Raw genomic sequence first — 19,070 nt, 5'->3', positions numbered from 1 at the left:
CGGGCGGGATCAGGCCGGCTCGGTCCCGCACCATTCGGCGACGAACAGCGCCATCGCCGTGGTGATGCGCCGGACCGAGGCGAGGCTGACGCGCTCGTCGAAGCCGTGGATGTTCTCGCTCCGCGGGCCGTAGCACAAGGCCGGCACCCGCTCGTAGAGGGCGTGCACCCGGGTATCGAGGTAGCAGGGCGACATGACGCTCGTGAGCGCCGTCCCGACCGCCGCGCGGTGGGCGGCGGCGAGCACGTTCTCGGCGTCCGAGCCCGGCTCCAGCACGTAGCCCTCGGCGAAGAAGCCGTCGAAGCTCACCCGCGGCGGCGTGCCCGACAGGAACGGGTCGGTGCGGGCGAAGGCGCCGACCGCCGCCTCGATCTCGGCGGCGGCGTCGGCCGCGCGGAGGCCGGGATAGAGCGCGATCCGGCAGCCGATGCGGCACCAGGCCGGCACCGAGGAGATCCAGTCGCCGCCCTCGATCCGGCCGATATTGAGGTTGATCGGGTGCTCGGCCTCGGCGAAGTGCGGCCGGCCGGCCCGGTCGGCGTTCCAGCGCGCCTCGACCGCGCGCAGGGCGCCGATCACCCGGTAGGTCGCGTCGATGGCGTTGGCGCCGGCCCCCATCTCGCGCACGTGCACCGGGCGCCCGCGCACCTCGACCGTGAACCACAGCACGCCGGTGTTGGCCCGCACCAGGGCCTCGTCCATCGGCTCGGGGATCAGCACCGCGTCGGCGCGGTAGCCGCGCAGGTGCGCCGCGAGCGCGCCGTTGCCGGTGGATTCCTCCTCGACCACCGACTGGATCGTCACGGTGGCGGCCGGCTGCAGGCCGATGCGGCGCAGGGCGTCGAGGGCGAACAGGTTGGCCGCGTGCCCCGCCTTCATGTCGGCGGCGCCGCGCCCGTACATCCAGTCGCCGGCGATCACCGGATCGAAGGGCGGGTGCGTCCACAGATCGAGCGGCCCGGGGGGCACCACGTCGACATGGGCCTGGAGGATCAGCGAGCGCCCGCGCTCGTCCCGCGGCCGGTGGATGCCGACCACCACCGGCGCCTCGGAATGCCCGGCCGCGACCTTGGCGCCGCCGGGATGGGCCTCGACCGCGGCGGCGTCGATGCCGAACCGCTCGGTGGCGTAGCCGCGCGCGCGGAAGCCGCGGAACACGAAATCCTGGATCGCGTGCTCGGCGCCGCGGGTCGAGCCGAACCGCACCAGCGCCTGGGTGTGGGCGACCTGGTCGGCGAACCCGTCCGCGACGGAAGCCGCGATGCGGGCGGCCAGGGCAGGATCGAGGCGCATGCGGGGTCCTCAGGGCTCGCGACGGCGGAACGCCGCGAGTCTACCGCGCCCGCGCGCGCCGGCCTAGGCGAAGGCCGGCGCGGCATGCCTTCGCGGAGCGGTCGCCGGCGAGACGACCGGAAGCCCTGGGCCGGATCGCACGCGTCGCCCCATCGAATGCGGAACGCGATCGGGACATCGCCTCGTTCCGACGCCGCGATTCGCCCCAAGGTCACCCGACCTCGTCGCCTCGGAGATCTTGCGGTTCGCGCGCAGGCCGGCTGCGCTGGGCGATCGCCTTGCCGACCGTGAACAGGAGCATCCGACTCATCGTCTTCATCTCGTGCGTGCCGTGCTCGTCGATGACGGCATGCGCGGCCATGACCGCGTCGGCGACCGCTTTCAGATCAGGCGTGTGATCCACAAGCATTTCCTTCCTGCACGGGAAGATAAAATGTAAAATTTTTACAGAGCTGTGCCGTTCTCTATTTTTGTACATTATTTACGATTTTACTACCCCCTCTGCAATGCTAAGATGCATTCCCGTCGAGCTAGAGACGGATACACGAGGGAATAGGATGGATATGCCGACACCTAAGGGGACCGACATGGCCCCTGAAGTCAGCGGTTCCGAGACGCTCGCTCAGCTCGCGCTGATGCTCGGCTGCTCCCCAGACTCATTCTTCGAGCAGTCCAACGCCGGCTACCCGAAGGATGCCTCGCTGCTCATCCAGACTTGGCTGGCGATCAAATCGCCGAAAGGGCGCGACGCGGTGTTCGCGTTCGCCCGCGAAATGCTGCGGGCGGAGAAGCAGTAAGATCACGCGGATTGCTCGGCACCTCTCCCTTGGATGGAGAATCGGATCACGCTCGATAAGTAAAAATATGACGATTTATCCGGGAATTCCACCTGATTGATGTCCATGGTACGGCTCCGAGCGATTGCTGATCTATGTATCGCGCACCATGTATTCTCGGTGGTCGGCTCGTTTCAGGGCGCTGACGATTGAGGGACAGCGTGTGCTCTTGCCCGCAACGCGAGAGCACACGTGGCAGATCTCCGGCAGCCCGCCCTGCGCAACCGCCTCCTGCGCGCGCTGCCTCCGGAGGACTTCGCCGCCCTGGCGCCTGCGCTGCGTCCCGAGGCGATCCCGCTCCGGCGCGTGCTCATCTCGGCCAACACGCAGATCACGAGCGTCCACTTCGTGGAGGCGGGCATTGTCTCCGTCACCTCCGATGCGCCCAGCGGCCGCATCGAGATCGGGCTGCTCGGCCGCGAAGGCTTGGTCGGGGCCGCCCCGGTCCTGCTCGACGACGACCGCAGCCCGTTCACCCACTTCGTGCAGGCGGCCGGGCACGTCTTGACGGTCGATGTGCCCGACCTGCGCGCCGAAGTGGAGCGACGCCCCGCCCTACGGAGCCTCCTGCACCGATACATCCAGACCCAAACCATCCAGACCGCGCAGACCGCGTTCGCGAACGCCCGCGGCGGTACGCCGACCCGCCTCGCCCGTTGGCTGCTGATGTGCCACGATCGCGGCGAGGGCGACGACATCACGGTCACGCAGGAGTTCATGTCGCTGATGCTGGGCGTCGAACGGCCCGGCGTGACGATGGCGATGAAGGTTCTCGAGAAGGACGGCCTCGTCGGCAAGCGCCGGGGCCACGTGCAGATCATCGACCGCGAGCGTCTGCTCGATGTGGCGGGGGACGGCTACGGCTTGGCCGAGACCGAGTACGCCCGGCTGATCGAGGGAAGCGACGCTCCGGAGGCGCGGTAGTCCGCGCCACGACCGCGTCACGGGTCGGGCCGACACCGAGCCGCGGAGGGGACTTGCCGCCGGTGGATGCCCGCGGGGCGGACGCCTCGGGAGCGTCCGTCGCCCGCCCGCGGGCTCGCGACCCGCCTCATGCCAAGCCTCGCCGAGCGTGACGCATCGAGCCTTGGCCCCCGCGACTGCGGGGCGGCGGTCGTCCGCCGGACCTCATGGGTCCTGACCCATGAGACCCGGCATCAGTCGTGCGCCGCGGGGATCGCGCCATCGATGCGCGCTGCGGCGACGCTCACCCGCACGCGGTGCCAGCAGGCGCAGAGGTAGCCCTTGTGGTTCCAGGTGTCGTCCGGCAGCGCCGGCTGCGTCTGGCCGGCGGCGTCCCAGGCGCGGACCGCGAGCTCGTGCTCGCCCGGCGGCAGATCGAGCTCCACCGCCCAGAACGTCCAGGCGAACGGCGCGCCGGCCGCGTGCTCCAGGTCGGCCTGCCGCCAGGACCGGCCGCCGTTGCCGGAGACGTCGACGCGCACGATGGCCCGGTCGCCGCTCACCGCGTAGCCGCGAACCCTGGTGCGACCGACGCGGAGGGCGGCGCCGCGCTCCGGCTCGCAGATCGCGGCGTTCAGCGGCATCGTGTCGATGGTGTGCCCCCGGGCCGGGTCCGCCGTCTCGGCGCCGACGTCGGGCGGGTACAGCTTGTAATCCTCGGCCTGGATCGGGTTGTCGGACGGGCGATCCTGCACGGCGAGGCGCCGGAGCCATTTGGGGCTGCGCACGCCGGCGAATCCCGGCACCACCGCGCGGACCGGGAAGCCGTGCTCGGGCAGCAGGGCTTCCCCGTTCATGGCGTAGGCGAGCAGGGTCTCGGGCGCCATCGCTTTGGCGAGCGGGATCGAGGCGCCGTACGGGCGGCCGTCCACCCGGTCGTGGCTCTCGAAGGCCACGTGGAGATCGGCGCCCTCGGTGACGCCCGCCGCGCGCAGGAGGTCGCCGAGGCGCACGCCCGTCCACGCGGCCGTGCCGATCGCCCCGGCATCCCACGGGTCGCCCGAGACCGGGGCGACCGCCCGCATGTCGGCGCGCCGGTTGCCGGCGCACTGCAGCGTCGCCGTGACCGTGACCTGCGGGAAGCGGGTCCGCAGGTCGTGCAGCGAAAGCGCCCGCGCGGCACCGTCTCCGCCCTCGACGGCGAGGCGCCAGGTGTCGGGGTCGAGGTCCGGCAGGTCGCCGTGCGAGCGGACGTAGAAGTCCTCCGCCGGGGTCCGGTAGGCGGCCCGCAACCGGACGAGCGGCGGCTCGGCGTTGTAGGGCCGATCGCCGTGGACGATCAGGCGCGCCTTTCGCTCGGCCAGGCTCGACATCGGGGCTCCCGTTCGGATGCGGACACGGGCCGTGAACGCGCCGGCGGCGCGAAGGCTCACGCGCCGCCCCGAAACGGCCCGGGCGACATCGTCACAGGCGTTGGCGCGATCCCGCGCGCCCCCGATCCCGGGGATCGGGTCCGGGCCGGGGAGCCCGCGCGGCTACTTCGCGGCGTGGAGGGTCGGCGGCCCGAGATGCTGCAGGAAATCCGGCTTGCCGAGGCTCACCCCGGCGGCCCGCAGGATGCCGTAGGCCGTGGTGACGTGGAAGAAGAAGTTCGGAAGCGCGAAGCCGGTGAGGTAGCCCTGCCCGCTGAAGCGGTATCCCATGCCGTTCGGGAACGTCAGCTCCACCGCGCGCTCCGCGCCGAGGGCCAGAGCCGCCGGATCGACGCCCTCGACGAAGGCGATCGTCCGGGCGCAGCGCGCCTTGAGCTCGGCGAAGCTCGCCTCGACGTCGGGCATCGCGGGCGCCGCGATCCCGGCGAGCCGGGCCACCGCGTTCTTCGCGCTGTCGGACGCCATCTGATACTGGGCCGGCAACGGCTTCATGTCCGGAGCCAGCCGCCGGCCGAGCAGGTCGGCCTCCGGCTTCTCCGCCGCCGCCTTGTCGAGCCACGCGCTCATGTTGCCAAGCGCGTGGACGAAGACCGGGACGCTGACGTCGTGGATGCTGATGCTCATCCGGCCTGGCTTAGGCGGCGGCCCGGGACGACGCGGTGACGGGGCGCACACCGCGCGCGGGCGCGCCGGGCGACGGGGCCGCACGGCCGGCGGGTCGCGTCGGGACCGTGCGGTCCGGGCGCCGGCCTGGGCTGCCGGTCGAAGGGCGGTTCGCCGCGACGCGATCGGCAGCGCCTGCCCGGCGCGGTGATTCCGGAGACCGGCACGACGGGAGGGGCGGTGCGCCCCGGCCTGTTCTCCCACACCCTCGACCACGGCAATCCCAACTTCGCCCGCGCGCTGCGTGACGGGGATCTGCGCCGGACCGTCGCGCACGAGGCGCACCACGGCATGCGCATGGCCGGGCCCGGCTACGGCCGGACGCTGGGCGAGGCCCTCGTGAGCGAGGGCTTGGCGGGGCGGTTCGTCGGCCGCCTGTTCGATTCGCCGCCCGAGCCGTGGGAATGCGCCGTGACCGACGCGGAACTCGCGGCCAACCTGCCCGACGACGCGACGCTCGCGGGCGCCGGGCACGACCACCGCGCCTGGTTCTTCGGGGCAGGACGGTATCCGCGCTGGCTCGGCTACACCCTCGGCTACCGGATCGTGGGCGACTGGCTCGAAGCGGGCGCCGACACCGGCGGTGGCGCATGGGTCGACATCCCCGCGCCCGACGTCATCGCGGCGGCGCGCGGGCGCACGCTGCCGAACCTCCGACCGCCGGCCCGGGCCGCCTCCCAGCCCCGAGGCGGAATGGCCAAGCCGGTCGATGACGGCGGCTTCCGACACCGGCGGATGCTTGTCCGCACGGCCGGCACGGGCCGAGATCAGCCGGTCCGCTCTGCGACCGGATCGGATGGAAAGCGGCCCCTGGCGTTTTCCCCGGAAGCAGACGTCCGGAGTCGGACCCGACCACGCCCTTGACGCCGACGTCGGTGGTTTTCGAAAGCCGACGAAGGCGGCGTTCCGGACGGTCAGCGCGATCGAAGACTTGCACTCCTAGAAGTTGTACTTCCGGTTGCATCAAATGCGATCGACTTTGCTATCACCCTGTCCTGCCGGATGCTGCATGATGAACTCACAGGGCGGGTGCCAGATTTTTCAGCCGACGCCTTCAGCGCAAGCCAACATCAGAAAGCTCAGATCATGCTGACCCGCGGCCTCAATTGGCTTTTCCTCCGGGCCTTGGGTTCGCCCGCCTGCGGTTGGGTGGTGCGCACGGTCATCGTCTCGGCGTCGGGAGACGCGTCACCTCGTGCCGACGGCAGGGCCTCCAAGATGATCCTGATCCGGTAGTCGGAGGGTTCGCCGAGAGGCGGCTCGCTCAAGCCGCCCGCGCAAGATCGCCCTCGATCGAGGCGAGCGCACGCTCCAGCGCCGCGAAGCAGATCGGGTCGAACGCAGTGCCGAGATCCGCGCGCATGATGCCGAGCGCCTTCTCGATCGACATGGCCGCCCGGTAGGGCCGGTCGGCTGTCAGCGCGTCGAACACGTCGGCGACCGAGACGATGCGGGTCTCGGGCTCGATCGCGTCGCCGCTCAAGCCGCGCGGATAGCCCTTCCCGTCCAGCCGTTCGTGGTGTCCGCCACCGATGCGGGCCATCTCATGGAACACGGCTGCGCGGGTCAGGATGGTCTCGGAGAGGGACGCGTGATTGCGCATGTCCCGCCACTCCGCGTCATCCAGCTTGCCGTTCTTGTCGAGGATCGCGTTCGAGACCCCGAGCTTGCCGACGTCGTGAAGCAGCGCAGCCCGCTTCAGCCAGCGGCGGCGCTCCGACGTGTAGCCAAGCTCGGCCGCGATCATGTCGGCGTAGACGGCAACCCGCTCCGAATGGCCGGAGGTGAACGGGCTCTTGGCGTCGATGATCTGCGCGAAGGCACGGGCGATGTCGTCGAGGTAGTCCTCATCAACGACGATTGGGCTGACCGGTGCCAACGCGAACACCGCCTCCTCGACCTCATCCGAGGCCAGGGTATCCCAGAAGCCGGGTTCGGATGCGGCCGCTTCGAAGCAGGCGACGATCTGAGGATCGAACCATGTGCCCGAGCGCGCCCGCACCTCGGCCATCGCGGCCGCGGGGCCGGCTGCGGTGTGGAACACGTCCACGACCTGAGCGAGCAACGCCATCCGTGCGTAGAGCGGGATCCCCGGGCCGACCAGGCGGTCCGGTCTGCCGCCGCCGTTCCAGTGCTCGTCCAGCGCGTGGATGGCCTCGCAAACGCTCGCGGGGAAGCGAAGCTGCCGGGCGATCTGGGCACCGCGCTGGCAGCGGGTTTGGATCAGTTCGTCGGTGATCGCTCCGCCGTTCTGCAGGATGTTGAGCACGGCACGGAAGCGTTCGGCGAGGCCGGCCTTGAGGCCGGTATGAGAGAAGACGAAGCCGAGCACCTTCGGCAGGCTGTCGCTCACCGTCTTGAAGTCGCGTTTGAAGCTGAGATCGTCGGACAGATAGAGCTCGCAGATGCGCGCGGCGTTGCTGGAGCACCCGAGATCCTTCAGCATCACCGTGTGGTAGAGTTCCCAGAGCTGCAAGTCCGGGAGGCCCATCTCGCGGCCGATGTGGAAGCCGATCCAGGTCGCGCGCACGCAATGCCCGACGGGCTGACCTTCCGTCAGGTCGAGGGCGTGGCTCAAGGCACCCAGCACTTCCGACAGCTGGATCGTCCTGGCTTCCTCGTCGCCGCCTGATACAATCCGCATCGTTCTCGTCCGGCCTCTTGGCTTATCGGTCTCGATAGGCGCCAAGACTGCCTCAAGAACCTGATCAAAGCGTTGCGTTGCCTTGCGCGCGCCGATCCGCCCCGAGCGGACCTTTCCAGCGTCCGCAAAGGGTCGCAGCCCCTCGGATCGCCGGCAGAGCCCCTACCGCCCGGCGATCAGCGCCTTGAGGCGGGTGGCGAGGGCGTCCATCGGGAAGGGCTTGGTCAGCACCTCCATGCCGGGGTCGAGGTGGCCGTGGCCGAGGATCGCGGTCTCGGCGTAGCCGGTGATGAACAGCACCTTGAGGTCGGGCCGGCCGACGCGGGCCGCGTCCGCCATCTGGCGGCCGTTCATGCCGCCGGGCAGGCCGACGTCGGTGACGAGCAGGTCGATGCGCATGTCCGATTGCAGCACCGCCAGACCGGCGACGCCGTCGGCCGCCTCGATCGCGGTGTAGCCAAGATCCTCCAGCACCTCGGTGACCAGCATGCGCACCGAGGGCTCGTCGTCGACGATCAGCACCGTCTCGCCCTGCTCGGCCCGGGCGGCCTCGGCGGGGACGGGCGCCCCGTCGTCGCCGTCGGCCTCGCCGTGGTGGCGCGGCATGTACAGGCAGACGGCGGTGCCCCGGCCGGGCTCGGACCGGATCCGCACCTGCCCGCCCGATTGCCGGGCGAAGCCGTGGATCATCGACAGGCCGAGGCCCGTCCCCTGGCCCATCGGCTTCGTGGTGAAGAACGGCTCGAACACCCGGGCCACCACCTCGGGCGGCATGCCGGTGCCGGTGTCGGTCACGCACACCGCGAGATACTCGCCCTCGGGGATGTCGTGCGCGGTCGCGGCCGCCCGGTCCAGCCGGGAGTTGGCGGTCTCGATGGTGATGCGGCCGCCGTTCGGCATCGCGTCGCGGGCGTTGATGCAGAGGTTCAGCAGCGCGTTCTCGAGCTGGCCCGGATCGATCAGCGCCGGCCACAGGTTCGCCGCGCCGACCCGCTCTAGCGCGATCTCGGGGCCGATGGTCCGGCGGATCAGCTCCTCCATCCCGCCGATCAGCCCGTTCACGTCGGTCGGCTTCGGCGTCAGCGTCTGCCGGCGCGAGAAGGCGAGCAGGCGGTGGGTCAGCGCGGCCGCGCGGCGGGCCGCCCCCTGCGCCACGCCCATGTAGCGCTCGAGGTCGTCGAACCGGCCCTGGCCGATCCGGCTCTGCATCAGCTCCAGCGCGCCGGAGATGCCGGCCAGCAGGTTGTTGAAGTCGTGCGCCAGGCCGCCGGTGAGCTGGCCCACCGCCTCCATCTTCTGCGATTGCCGCAAGGCCGCCTCGGTCTGCATCAGCTCGGCCGTCCGCTCGGCGACGCGCTGCTCCAGGGTCTCGTTGAGGGCGCGCAGCGCCGCCGCCGCCCGGTCGCGCTCCGCCTGCACGGCGCGGCGCTCCTCGACGTCGATCAGAACGCCGGGGAAGCTCGACGGGGTGCCGTCCTCGGCCCACTCGACCCGGCCGTTGGCCTCGATCCAGTAGTAGCGCCCGTCCGTCCGGCGCACGCGGTACTGGTGCGCGTAGGCGCCGCCCTTCCGGATCGCCGCGTCGATCGCCGCGGCCAGGCCGACCTGGTCGTCGGGGTGGACGGTGGCGACGATCTGGGCGAGCGGGATGCCGGTGCGGCCGAGCGCCGGGTCGAGGCCGAAGCTGCGGGCGAAGGCCTCGTCGACGGTGAACCGGTCGGTCGGCAGGTCCCAGTGCCAGGTCCCGATGATCGCGCCGGCCTCGAGGGCGAGCTGCACCCGCTCGGCATTCTCGCGCGCTAGGGTCTCGCTGACGCGCAGGCGCTCCTCCGCGCGCTTGCGCTCGGTGACGTCGTTGAAGAAGATCGCGATCTGCCGCTCGGCCGGATCCCCGACCCGCACGGCGCGCACGTCGAACCAGCGCGCGAACGCCTCCGCATAGCTCTCGAACGTCGCCGGCTCCCCGGTCCAGGCGACGCGGCCGTAGGTCTCGAACCAGAACCGCTCCAGGTCGGGCGCGAACTCGGTGACCCACTTGCCGCGCAGGTTCACCCCGGCCTGGCGCTCGAAGGCCGGGTTCGCCTCGATGAAGCGGTAATCGACCGGGCGCTCGCCCTCGAACCGCACCTCGACGATGGCGAAGGCGGTCTCGATGGTCTCCAGGAGCGTGCTGAAGCGGTCCTGCGTCGCGCGCAGGCGCTCGCCGGCCTCGTGCTGCTGGGTGCGGTCGCGGACGATCTTGACGTAGCCCTGGTGGACGCCGTCCTCGTCGCGCAGCGGCATCAGCGCGCCGGAGGCCCAGAACCGGCTACCGTCCCGGCGCAGGTGCCAGCGCTCGTCGCTCGCCTGGCCCTCGGCGAGGGCGGCGCGCATCTCCCGCTCGACGCAGCCCGCGGCCCGGTCCTCCGCGGTGAAGATGCGCGCCGACGACCCGCCGACGACCGCCTCGCGGGGCCAGCCGAAGATGGTCTCCGCCCCCGCGTTCCACTCCGTCACCGCGCCTTCCGGGTCGGTGACGATGACGGCGAAGTCGATGGCGCTCTCGATGACGTTCTGAAGGCGGTGGCGTCCGGGCATGGCCCCGGTTTAGCCGCATCCGCCGCGCGATTTATGTAGCCGCCCGGCCACGCCGGCGCGTCGGTTGCGGAGCGACCCTTTTGCGGGTCGGCCGTTCCGATGCCGCGAGACCCGCTTGCCCCTGCCGGGCCGCGCGGATCCCGGCCGTGCCGGGCGCGATTCCGCCACCGGTTGCACGTTTCGGTTGCCCGCCACATACTCGCGCGTGCCGCCTGCGGACCAACCCGGGGGCCGACGGCGATCGGGGGCGGGGCGTGGCACAGGGAACGCAGATGCGCACGCATCTGTGCGGCATCAGGACGGCGTGGACGGAGCGCAGCTCCGCCGGCGAGGCCGTCGCCGAGATCGCGCGGGCGGTCGGCGCCGACGCGGCCCAGCTCCTGGTGTTCTTCTCCCCCGACTACGACCCCGAAAACCTGAGCCGGCGGCTGGCCGAGGCGTTTCCGCGGGCCGAGATTTCCGGCTGCACCATGTCGGGCGGGATCGCGCCGGCCGGCGGGCTCGACCGCGGCCTGGTGGCGATCGCGTTCCCGGCGGACGGCTTCCGCATCGTCTCGACGGTGCTCGACGCGATCGACCACCTCGACGTCGAGCGCACCGCGGGCGCGGTGCGGGCGCTGCGCCGCCGGCTCGAGCCGCACGGGCCCGACCACGCCCAGCCGACCCGCTGCTTCGCGCTCTCGCTGATCGACGGGCTCGCCAACGCCGAGGAGACCGTGGTCTCGGCCATCGCCTGGGCGCTGGAGGGCATCCCGCTGGTCGGCGGCTCGGCCGGCGACGACCTCACCTTCCGCGACGCGGTGCTGCTGCACGGCGGCGCGATCCACCGCAACGCCGCCGTGCTGCTCCTCGTCGAGAGCGACTTTCCGGTGCAGATCTTCAAGAGCGACAACTTCGAGCCGACCGACGTGAAGTTCGTGGTGACCGCCTCGGACGGCGAGTCGCGCACCGTCTACGAGCTCAACGCCGAGCCGGCCGCGCGCGAATACGCCATGGCGGTGGGGCTCGACCCCGAGCGGCTGACGCCGATGAGCTTCGCCGCCTACCCGCTCGCGGTGAAGGTCGGCGGCGAATACTTCTGCCGCTCGATCCGGCGGCTCAACGCCGACGGCTCCCTCAGCTTCTTCTGCGCCATCGACGAGGGCGTGGTGCTGACGCTGGCCGAGCCGCGCGACATCGTCGCCTCGACCCGGGCGGAGCTCGCCCGGCTCGACCGGGCGCTCGGCGGCGTCGACCTGATCATCGGCTTCGAATGCGTGCTGCGCCGGCTCGACGCCGAGAGCCGGCAGGTGCGCCAGGGCATCGCCGACCTCTACCGGCGCTACGACATGGTCGGCTTCGAGACCTACGGCGAGCAGTACCGGGCGATGCACCTCAACCAGACGTTGACCGGCATCGCCATCGGCAAAAGGCCCGCGGACGAGAGGCTTGCGAGCGAAGGGCCTGCGGAGGCGACGTCCGCCCCGCCGGCGCTCCCGTGACCCTGCACGACGCCGGTCTGGAGGGCGAGGCGTCCCTGCGCCGGCGCATCGCCAAGCTCGAGCGGATCAACGCCGCGCTGATGGCGCATGTGGAGCGCAGCACCGACCAGCGCGGCGGCGCCTATGCTTTGTTCCAGACCGCGATCACCCTGGAGGGCCGCGTCCGCACCCGCACCGAGGAGCTGACGGCGCTGATGCACCGCCTCGAGCGCTCGAACGAAGCGCTGGTGGCGGCCAAGGAGGAGGCCGAGACCGCCAACCGCTCCAAGACCCGGTTCCTGGCCGCCGCCAGCCACGACCTGCTGCAGCCGCTGAACGCCGCCCGCCTCTCGATCTCGGCGCTCGCCGACCTGCCGCTCGGGCCCGAGGCGAGCCTGATCGGCGCCCAGGTCGAGCGCGGCCTGCAGACGATCGAGGACCTGATCAAGACCCTGCTCGACATCTCCAAGCTCGATGCCGGCATCGTCCACCCGCAGGTGCGGCCCGTGCCGCTGCCCGACCTGCTGGCGGGGCTGGCGGCGAGCTTCGCGCCGTTCGCCGCGCGCAGGGGCCTGCGCCTGGTGGTGCGCAGCCCGGAGCTGGCGGTGTCGAGCGACGGCATCCTGCTGCGGCGCATCCTGCAGAACCTGCTCTCCAACGCGATCCGCTACACCGCGTCCGGCGGCGTCGCCCTGGTCGCGCGCCGCCGCGCCGGCACGGTCCGGGTCGACGTGATCGATACCGGCTGCGGCATCGCCGCCGACGAGCACGCGCTGGTGTTCGACGAGTTCTACCGCGGCAGCGCGAACGGCGCCGGGACGCCGCCGCGCGCCGCCGAGGGCGACGGGCCGGGCCTCGGCCTCGGGCTCTCGATCGTGCGGCGCCTGGCGCTGGCGCTCGACCACCCGCTGGCGCTGGCCTCCCGCCCGGGGCGCGGCACGCGGGTGTCGCTCACCCTGCCCCCGAGCGCCGTGCCGGCCGCGTCCGAGCCCGCGGCGCGGCCCGGGCCGGTGGTGACGCGGCTCTCGGGCGCCCGCGTCGTCGTGGTCGAGAACGACGCCGCCACCGCCGACGCGCTCGAGCGGCTGCTCGGGAACTGGGATGCGCGCGTCGCCACCTTCCGCGATCCCGCCGGCGTCGCGGCCGCCCTGCGTGCGGGCGGGCTCGCGCCCGACATCCTGATCCTCGACTACCACCTCGACGACGGCGCCCGCGGGCTCGACGTCGCCGCCCTGCTCCGGGAAGGGCGCACCGCGCCGCTACCCGTCATCGTCACCACCGCCGACCACGCCCCCGAGATCGCGGCCGAGGCGGCGGCCCTCGGCGCCGAGCTGGTGCACAAGCCGATCAAGCCGGCGCAGCTGCGCGCGCTGCTGACCTCCATGCTGACGTGAGGACGGGCGAGCCGGCGCCGCATCGTCGTCGCGAGACCGCGTGTCGGCCCGACGGTCCCGCCCCTCGGAGGGCCCGCAGCCCTCGGCCTCAATGCGCCGGCGCGATCGCGGCCGCGGCGGGCGCGTGCTTCTTCCGCTTGCGCTTGCGCACCGTCACGACCGCGTCGGCCTCCTCGTCGGCGCCGCGCTCGGACAGGGCGAAGCCGTGCAGATCCGCCGACGCGTCCCCGTCCGCGGCCGGGGCCTCGGCAAGGGCGTAGAACGCGGCGCGGACGATCTCCTTCTTGCTCGCCTCCGGGTGCTTCTCCCGGATGGCCGCGCGGATCGCCTTCGGCGTCATCCCGGGCGTGACGACGCTGCGCATCGTCGCCGCGATCTCCTGCATCGATGCCATGGGTTCGTTCCTTCATGCGACGGGCCGCCCGCGCTCCGGCTCCGGCTTAACCCAAGTTACATTTCGATGACACGGCCACACTGCTGGCATATCGCCGACCAGACCTTGCCCGCGCCGCGCCGACCCCGTATCCCACCCGGGTTCCTTCACGAGACCGGAACCAACTCAGGGCGCACCTCTGCCAAGAGGCGCGCCTTTTTCGTCGGCGCCGATCCCGGCACGGGCGCTGCCGGATCGCATGGGATCATGCGTCGAGCGCCATCAGGCTGGCGTTGCCGCCCGCCGCCGCCGTGTTGATCGACACCGTGCGTTCCGCGAACAGGTCCGAGAGCTCGTAACCCGCCTCCGGATCGGAGGCCGTGGGGATCGACAGGATCGTGAGGATCGGCCCGTCGCGCTCGGCGATCCGGCGGACCAGCCCCGCGAGATCGGCCCGCCCGCCCGCGTGCAGCACCCCGCCGAGGCCGGGGGCGCGCGCGGGATCCTCGGCGGGGACGATCCTCCGCAGGACCGCCGCGGGCAGGCCGTCGAGCAGGCCCGACGACGCCCGCTCCGCCGCGATCACCGCGCGCTGGCCGGTGGCCAGGATCGCGCCGAGCTGGCGCAGGGTTCCCGCCTCGTCCGAGGCGAGCGCCGCGATCGGGCCGCGCGGGCGGAGGCCGTAGCTGTTGCGCTCGCCGACCGGGCCCGGCAGCACCGATTCGGTCAGCGCGGGCATCCGGGCGAGATCGCGCTCGACCCGGGACGCGACCTCGGCGTGGCCCCGCTGCCGGAGCCAGCCGATGTAGGCCCGAGCGACCGGATCGACGACCGCCTCGGCCGGGGACCGGGCCGCGTCGGCGGGGGCATCGGCCCAGGACGGGGCCGGGCGCGTCATCAGCCGGCGGAGGTAGCGCGGCCCGCCGGCCTTCGGCCCCGTGCCGGACAGGCCCGTGCCGCCGAACGGCTGCACGCCGACGACGGCGCCGATGGTGTTGCGGTTGACGTAGACGTTGCCCGCCCCGATCCGGTCGAGGACGCGCGTCACCGTCTCCTCGATGCGGGTGTGCAGGCCGAAGGTCAGCCCGTAGCCGGTGGCGTCGATGGCGTCGACGAGGGCATCGAGGTCGTCCCGCCGGTAGCGAAGCACGTGGAGAACCGGCCCGAACACCTCGGCCTCCACGTCCGAGACCCGGTCGATCGCGATCACCGTCGGGGGCACGAAGCTGCCCGCGTCCAGGGCCGGATCCTTCCGCCCTTGCGGGTTCTCGCCCCCTTGCGCGATCGCGTGGCCCCGGCTCCGCATCGTCTCGATGTGGCGGAAGATCCCTTCGGCCGCCTCGGCGGTGATCACCGGGCCGACGTCGACGGACAGGCGCCGGGGATCGCCCACCGCGAGCTCGCGCAGGGCCCCGTGCAGCATGGCGAGCGTCCGCTCGGCGATCTCCTCCTGCAGGCACAGGATGCGCAGGGCCGAGCAGCGCTGGCCGGCCGAATCGAAGGCGGAGGCGAGGACGTCCGCCACCACCTGCTCGGGCAGGGCGGAGGAATCCACGATCATCGCGTTCTGCCCCCCGGTCTCGGCGACGAGCGGCACCGGCCGCCCGTCCGCGGTCAGGCGGTCCGCCAGCGTCCGCTGGATCAGGCGGGCGACGGCGGTCGAGCCGGTGAACATCACGCCCTGGACCCGGGCATCGCCGACGAGCGCCGCGCCGACCGCGCCCGCACCGGGCAGGAGATGCAGCACCCCCGCCGGGATCCCGGCCTCGCCCAGCAGCCGCACCGCCTCGGCCGCGACGAGCGGGGTCTCCTCGGCCGGCTTGGCGAGCACGGGGTTGCCGGCCGCGAGGGCGGCCGCGACCTGCCCGGTGAAGATCGCGAGGGGGAAGTTCCAGGGGGCGATGCAGGCGACCGGGCCGAGGGGCCGTGCCTCCGGGCCGCAGACCCGTTCGGCCTCGCCGGCATAGTAGCGCAGGAAGTCCACCGCCTCCCGCACCTCGGCGACGGCGTTCGCCAGGGACTTGCCCGCCTCCCGCACGATCAGGCCGAGCAGGACCGGCATCCGCGCCTCGAAGGCGTCCGCGGCGGCGCGGAGCAGGCCGGCGCGGAGGGCCGGCGCCATCGCCGCCCAGCCCGGGGCCGCCGCCGCTGCGGCCGCCAGGACGCGGGCGATGTCGGCGGGCTCCGCCGCGCGCACGCGGCCCACCACGTCTGTGCGATCGGCAGGGTTGAGGACCGGGTCGCGGGCCTCCGCGGCGGAGCGCCCGGACGGGACGGCGGCCCAATCCGCGGCGGCACGCGCCGGCAGGTCGGCGGCGAGCCGGGCGAGCACGGCCTCGTCGTTCAGGTCGAGCCCGGCCGCGTTCGGCCGCCCGGCGCCGAACAGGTCGCGCGGGGCCGCGATCCGCGGGTGCGGCGCCCCCGGCGGGCGCATCGCCCGCACCGTCGCGACCGGATCGGCGACGAGGTCGTCGAGCGAGACGGAGGCGTCGGCGATGCGGTTGACGAAGGAAGCGTTCGCGCCGTTCTCCAGGAGCCGCCGGACGAGGTAGGCGAGCAGGGTCTCGTGGGTGCCGACGGGGGCGTAGATCCGGCACGGCCGGTCGAGCCCGCCCGGGCCGACCACCGCCGCGTAGAGCGGCTCGCCCATCCCGTGCAGGCACTGGAACTCGTAGTCGCCGGGCCGGAAGCCGGGGCCGGCCATCTCCAGGATGCTGGCCACGGTCTGCGCGTTGTGGGTCGCGAATTGCGGGAACACCGCGTCCGGCGCGGCCAGCAGCATCCGGGCGCAGGCGAGGTAGGACACGTCGGTGTGGGCCTTGCGGGTGAAGACCGGGAAGTCGGAGAGCCCCTCGACCTGCGCCCGCTTGATCTCGCCGTCCCAGTAGGCGCCCTTCACCAGCCGGACCATCGGGCGGCGGCCGCTCCGGCGGGCGAGGTCGACGAGCCAGTCGACGACGAAGGGGCAGCGCCGGCCGTAGGCCTGGATCACGAAGCCGAGCCCGTCCCAGGCCGCGAGGTCCGGGTCGGTGGCCAACGCCTCGAGGATGTCGAGGGAGAGGTCGAGCCGGTCGGCCTCCTCGGCGTCGATGTTCAGGCCGATGCCGTACCCCCTGGCCAGCACGGCCAGCGCCTTCGCCCGGGGGATCAGCTCCGCGAGCACGCGGGCGCGCTTCGTCCGCGTGTAGCGCGGGTGCAGCGCCGAGAGCTTGATCGAGATGCCCGGCCCCCCGATGACGCCCCGGCCGGCCGATTCCCGCCCGATGGCATGGATCGCCGCCGCGTAGGCGGCCTGGTAGCGGGCGGCATCCGCTTCCGTGGCCGCGGCCTCCCCGAGCATGTCGTAGGAATAGGCGAACCCCTTCGCCTCGTTGGGGCGCGCCCGGCGCAGGGCCTCGGCGATGGTCTCGCCCATCACGAACTGCTCGCCCATCAACCGCATGGCGAGGTCCACGCCCCGGCGGATCAACGGCTCCCCGCCCCGCCCGATCAGGCGCGTCAGGGCCGCGGACAGGCCGCGCTCGCGCGTCGTCGCGGTGAGCTTGCCGGTCACCAGCAGGCCCCAGGTCGCCGCGTTGACGAACGGCGAGGGGCTGTGGCCGAGATGGGCCCGCCAGTCGCCGGGGGCGATCTTGTCGCGGATCAGCGCGTCGCGGGTCGCCGCGTCCGGGATGCGCAGCAGGGCCTCGGCGAGGCACATCAGGGCGACGCCCTCCTGGTTCGACAGGTCGTATTCGTGGATCAGGCCCTCGACGCCGCCCCGCTTCGCCGTCCGCCGCAGGCCCGCGACCAGGCTGCGCGCCGTCGCCGCGACGCGCGACGCCGCCTCGGGCGGAAGCTGCGCGCGGTCGAGGAGCGGCGCCAGGCACGCCGCCTCCGGGCGCCGGTGCGCCGCGACGATCGCCGCGCGCAGCGGCGACGACGCGGGCAGGTCGTCGGCGAGATCCGTGAAGGACGGGCGGGCGGGCACGACGGGCCGAGGGGAAGACACGATCGACGACGACACGATCGACATGGCAGACCCCGCCTCCCTCCGCCGCCGGCCGCCGGCCGGGCACGGACCATTTTGTAGCCGCGGCGGCGCGGTGCTAAAATCCGTGGGTCGCGTCGAAGACCGGCGGATTCCCCATCGGAATGGCGTTCTGCGCGTGAAGACCACCGATTCGACCGATGCCGCCATCCTGCGCATCCTGCAGCAGGACGGGCGCATCGCCACCGTCGACCTCGCCGAGCGGCTCAGGCTCTCGCCCACCGCCACGGCCGAGCGCCTGAAGCGGCTGACCCGCGCGGGCTACATCACCGGCTACGGTGCCCGCCTCGATCCGGCGATGCTCGATCTGGGATTGCTGGTGTTCATCGAGGTGCTGCTCGACAAGACCACCGGCGCGGTGTTCGACCACTTCTCGCAGGAGGTCCGCCGCGTGCCGGAGATCCTGGAATGCCACATGGTGGCCGGCGGCTTCGACTACCTGCTCAAGGCCCGGGTGAAGGACATGGCCGCCTACCGCCGCTTCCTCGGGCAGGTCATGGTCGACCTGCCCGGCGTGAAGGAGACGCGCACCTACGCGGTGATGGAGGAGGTCAAAACGGACAGCCCGCTGCCCGTGTGAGCCGCGACCGGGTGCCGCGAAGGCGGAGCCTCGGGCGCGTCAATGCCCCGAATGGCGCACCGCCATCTTGAGGCGCTGGTCGACGTCGTCGATGCGGGCGGCGACGCCGCGGCGGATGCATTTGCCGAGGGTGTCGCCGGCGAAGAAGCCCAACGTCGCCTCCTGCTCGCGGCAGGCGGCGGTCGGCGGCCAGGCCAGGTAGATGCCGGCGATGGCGGCGATGACCACGAGCTCGACCACGAGCCAGCCGCCCCAGCCGAGGCGGAAGCCCTCGCGCCGGCCCGCGCCGTGCCGGCGCCGGCGCAGGGCGTCCGCGGCGCGGGCCCCCTCGGGCGTCGGGCGCACCGGCTCCTGCGCGGTGCGGGCAATCCGGTCGAGGCGGGCGCGGGCCGCCTCCGCCTCGGTGAGGGTGGGCTGCGCGTCGGTTCCGGGGGGCGGGGCGTGCATGATCGGCTCGTTCGAAAGGGCGGGCGGCGCGGGTCGCGTCGTCGGGGCGGGTGTCTCGGGGGGCGTCGCCTCGTCCGAGGCCGTCCCGTGCGCGGCGCGCGGTCAGTTCATCGCGCGGCGCAGGGTGCCGAGGTCGTCCGGCAGGGACAGGGCGCGGTTCAGCATCTCGTTGCGGGCGCAGGCGCCGGCCTTGAGCAGCTGGCCGAGGCCGCCGCCCGAGCGCGACCCGCAATCGGTCACGAGGTAGCTCGCCGCGAACAGCGCGATCGGGGCGAGGAACAGCACGAGCTTGAGCAGCCCGAACACCCGCCCGATCGCGCTCCGGCGGCGGGGCCGCGCGTCCTCCCAGTCCGCGTCGCGATCGAACCGCTCGTAACCCTGCTGCATGGCCGGACCGACCTCCCGGAGACCCGCGTGCGACCGCGCGAAGACCGGCG

At 72.7% G+C, this 19,070-nt stretch carries 16 protein-coding genes; 6 read left to right on the top strand and 10 right to left on the bottom strand.

Annotated elements, in window-relative coordinates:
* Positions 1-9: 9 nt before the first annotated feature.
* Together MKK60_RS14420 and MKK60_RS14415 are read right to left on the bottom strand one after the other, a co-directional pair.
* Positions 10-1,293 (bottom strand): ArgE/DapE family deacylase, encoded by a 1,284-nt coding sequence (locus MKK60_RS14420; RefSeq protein WP_147843007.1) that lies wholly within the window; start codon positions 1,291-1,293, stop codon positions 10-12.
* Positions 1,294-1,504: 211 nt separating this feature from the next.
* Positions 1,505-1,702, bottom strand: coding sequence for a hypothetical protein (locus tag MKK60_RS14415; protein WP_243986715.1), 198 nt, complete (start codon positions 1,700-1,702; stop codon positions 1,505-1,507).
* A 178-nt stretch (positions 1,703-1,880) separates the two neighbouring features.
* Between MKK60_RS14415 and MKK60_RS14410 the strand changes: the two genes are divergently transcribed.
* Entirely contained in the window at positions 1,881-2,090 is a 210-nt protein-coding gene (locus MKK60_RS14410; protein ID WP_243937249.1) for a hypothetical protein, read from the top strand.
* Between the two features lie 231 nt (positions 2,091-2,321).
* Positions 2,322-3,053: a Crp/Fnr family transcriptional regulator gene (locus MKK60_RS14405; protein WP_243986712.1), complete on the top strand. Its 732-nt coding sequence runs from the start codon at positions 2,322-2,324 to the stop codon at positions 3,051-3,053.
* Between the two features lie 233 nt (positions 3,054-3,286).
* Here MKK60_RS14405 and MKK60_RS14400 read toward each other — a convergent pair whose 3' ends face one another.
* Positions 3,287-4,405 (bottom strand): molybdopterin-dependent oxidoreductase, encoded by a 1,119-nt coding sequence (locus tag MKK60_RS14400; protein WP_243986710.1) that lies wholly within the window; start codon positions 4,403-4,405, stop codon positions 3,287-3,289.
* Positions 4,406-4,567: 162 nt separating this feature from the next.
* Complete coding sequence (locus MKK60_RS14395; RefSeq protein ID WP_243937244.1) at positions 4,568-5,089, bottom strand: DUF1993 family protein; 522 nt, start codon at positions 5,087-5,089, stop codon at positions 4,568-4,570.
* 186 nt (positions 5,090-5,275) lie between these two features.
* On the opposite strand from MKK60_RS14395, the gene MKK60_RS14390 reads away from it, so the two are divergent.
* Positions 5,276-5,992: a DUF2268 domain-containing putative Zn-dependent protease gene (locus MKK60_RS14390; protein ID WP_313901127.1), complete on the top strand. Its 717-nt coding sequence runs from the start codon at positions 5,276-5,278 to the stop codon at positions 5,990-5,992.
* 400 nt (positions 5,993-6,392) lie between these two features.
* Here MKK60_RS14390 and MKK60_RS14385 read toward each other — a convergent pair whose 3' ends face one another.
* On the bottom strand, positions 6,393-7,772 hold the full coding sequence (locus MKK60_RS14385) for an HD-GYP domain-containing protein (RefSeq protein ID WP_243947880.1): 1,380 nt from the start codon (positions 7,770-7,772) through the stop codon (positions 6,393-6,395).
* Between the two features lie 162 nt (positions 7,773-7,934).
* Complete coding sequence (locus tag MKK60_RS14380) at positions 7,935-10,349, bottom strand: PAS domain S-box protein (RefSeq protein ID WP_243986705.1); 2,415 nt, start codon at positions 10,347-10,349, stop codon at positions 7,935-7,937.
* Positions 10,350-10,621: 272 nt separating this feature from the next.
* Between MKK60_RS14380 and MKK60_RS14375 the strand changes: the two genes are divergently transcribed.
* Together MKK60_RS14375 and MKK60_RS14370 are read left to right on the top strand one after the other, a co-directional pair.
* Positions 10,622-11,830, top strand: coding sequence for an FIST N-terminal domain-containing protein (locus tag MKK60_RS14375; RefSeq protein WP_243986704.1), 1,209 nt, complete (start codon positions 10,622-10,624; stop codon positions 11,828-11,830).
* Entirely contained in the window at positions 11,827-13,203 is a 1,377-nt protein-coding gene (locus MKK60_RS14370) for a hybrid sensor histidine kinase/response regulator (protein WP_243986703.1), read from the top strand. Before MKK60_RS14375 ends, MKK60_RS14370 begins: the two co-directional genes overlap by 4 nt.
* Positions 13,204-13,291: 88 nt before the next feature.
* Here MKK60_RS14370 and MKK60_RS14365 read toward each other — a convergent pair whose 3' ends face one another.
* Positions 13,292-13,597, bottom strand: a complete 306-nt coding sequence (locus tag MKK60_RS14365; RefSeq protein WP_147843395.1) for a hypothetical protein — start codon at positions 13,595-13,597, stop codon at positions 13,292-13,294.
* A 244-nt stretch (positions 13,598-13,841) separates the two neighbouring features.
* Positions 13,842-17,591: a trifunctional transcriptional regulator/proline dehydrogenase/L-glutamate gamma-semialdehyde dehydrogenase gene (gene putA, locus MKK60_RS14360; protein ID WP_243986702.1), complete on the bottom strand. Its 3,750-nt coding sequence runs from the start codon at positions 17,589-17,591 to the stop codon at positions 13,842-13,844.
* 133 nt (positions 17,592-17,724) lie between these two features.
* Between putA and MKK60_RS14355 the strand changes: the two genes are divergently transcribed.
* The gene (locus MKK60_RS14355) at positions 17,725-18,186 is read left to right on the top strand and encodes an Lrp/AsnC ligand binding domain-containing protein (protein ID WP_243986700.1); all 462 of its coding nucleotides are present in this window, start codon (positions 17,725-17,727) and stop codon (positions 18,184-18,186) included.
* A gap of 39 nt (positions 18,187-18,225) precedes the next feature.
* Here MKK60_RS14355 and MKK60_RS14350 read toward each other — a convergent pair whose 3' ends face one another.
* The gene (locus tag MKK60_RS14350) at positions 18,226-18,633 is read right to left on the bottom strand and encodes a hypothetical protein (RefSeq protein ID WP_243947886.1); all 408 of its coding nucleotides are present in this window, start codon (positions 18,631-18,633) and stop codon (positions 18,226-18,228) included.
* 102 nt (positions 18,634-18,735) lie between these two features.
* Positions 18,736-19,020 carry a hypothetical protein gene (locus MKK60_RS14345; protein WP_147860344.1) on the bottom strand — a complete coding sequence of 95 codons (285 nt, stop codon included), beginning with the start codon at positions 19,018-19,020 and terminating at the stop codon, positions 18,736-18,738.
* Positions 19,021-19,070 lie beyond the last annotated feature (50 nt).

Source organism: Methylobacterium sp. J-092, assembly GCF_022829325.1.
In the GTDB taxonomy this organism is placed as follows: Bacteria; Pseudomonadota; Alphaproteobacteria; order Rhizobiales; family Beijerinckiaceae; genus Methylobacterium.
This window is presented reverse-complemented; position numbering and strand designations above follow the sequence as displayed.

Bases quoted from the DNA above. Each gene is read 5' to 3' on its own strand.
- MKK60_RS14375 (WP_243986704.1), top strand. From the start codon at position 10,622: ATGCGCACGCATCTGTGCGGCATCAGGACGGCGTGGACGGAGCGCAGC.
- MKK60_RS14345 (WP_147860344.1), bottom strand. From the start codon at position 19,020: ATGCAGCAGGGTTACGAGCGGTTCGATCGCGACGCGGACTGGGAGGAC.
- MKK60_RS14385 (WP_243947880.1), bottom strand. From the start codon at position 7,772: ATGCGGATTGTATCAGGCGGCGACGAGGAAGCCAGGACGATCCAGCTG.
- MKK60_RS14415 (WP_243986715.1), bottom strand. From the start codon at position 1,702: ATGCTTGTGGATCACACGCCTGATCTGAAAGCGGTCGCCGACGCGGTC.
- MKK60_RS14395 (WP_243937244.1), bottom strand. From the start codon at position 5,089: ATGAGCATCAGCATCCACGACGTCAGCGTCCCGGTCTTCGTCCACGCG.
- MKK60_RS14420 (WP_147843007.1), bottom strand. From the start codon at position 1,293: ATGCGCCTCGATCCTGCCCTGGCCGCCCGCATCGCGGCTTCCGTCGCG.
- MKK60_RS14380 (WP_243986705.1), bottom strand. From the start codon at position 10,349: ATGCCCGGACGCCACCGCCTTCAGAACGTCATCGAGAGCGCCATCGAC.
- MKK60_RS14365 (WP_147843395.1), bottom strand. From the start codon at position 13,597: ATGGCATCGATGCAGGAGATCGCGGCGACGATGCGCAGCGTCGTCACG.
- MKK60_RS14410 (WP_243937249.1), top strand. From the start codon at position 1,881: ATGGCCCCTGAAGTCAGCGGTTCCGAGACGCTCGCTCAGCTCGCGCTG.
- MKK60_RS14400 (WP_243986710.1), bottom strand. From the start codon at position 4,405: ATGTCGAGCCTGGCCGAGCGAAAGGCGCGCCTGATCGTCCACGGCGAT.
- MKK60_RS14350 (WP_243947886.1), bottom strand. From the start codon at position 18,633: ATGCACGCCCCGCCCCCCGGAACCGACGCGCAGCCCACCCTCACCGAG.
- putA (WP_243986702.1), bottom strand. From the start codon at position 17,591: ATGTCGATCGTGTCGTCGTCGATCGTGTCTTCCCCTCGGCCCGTCGTG.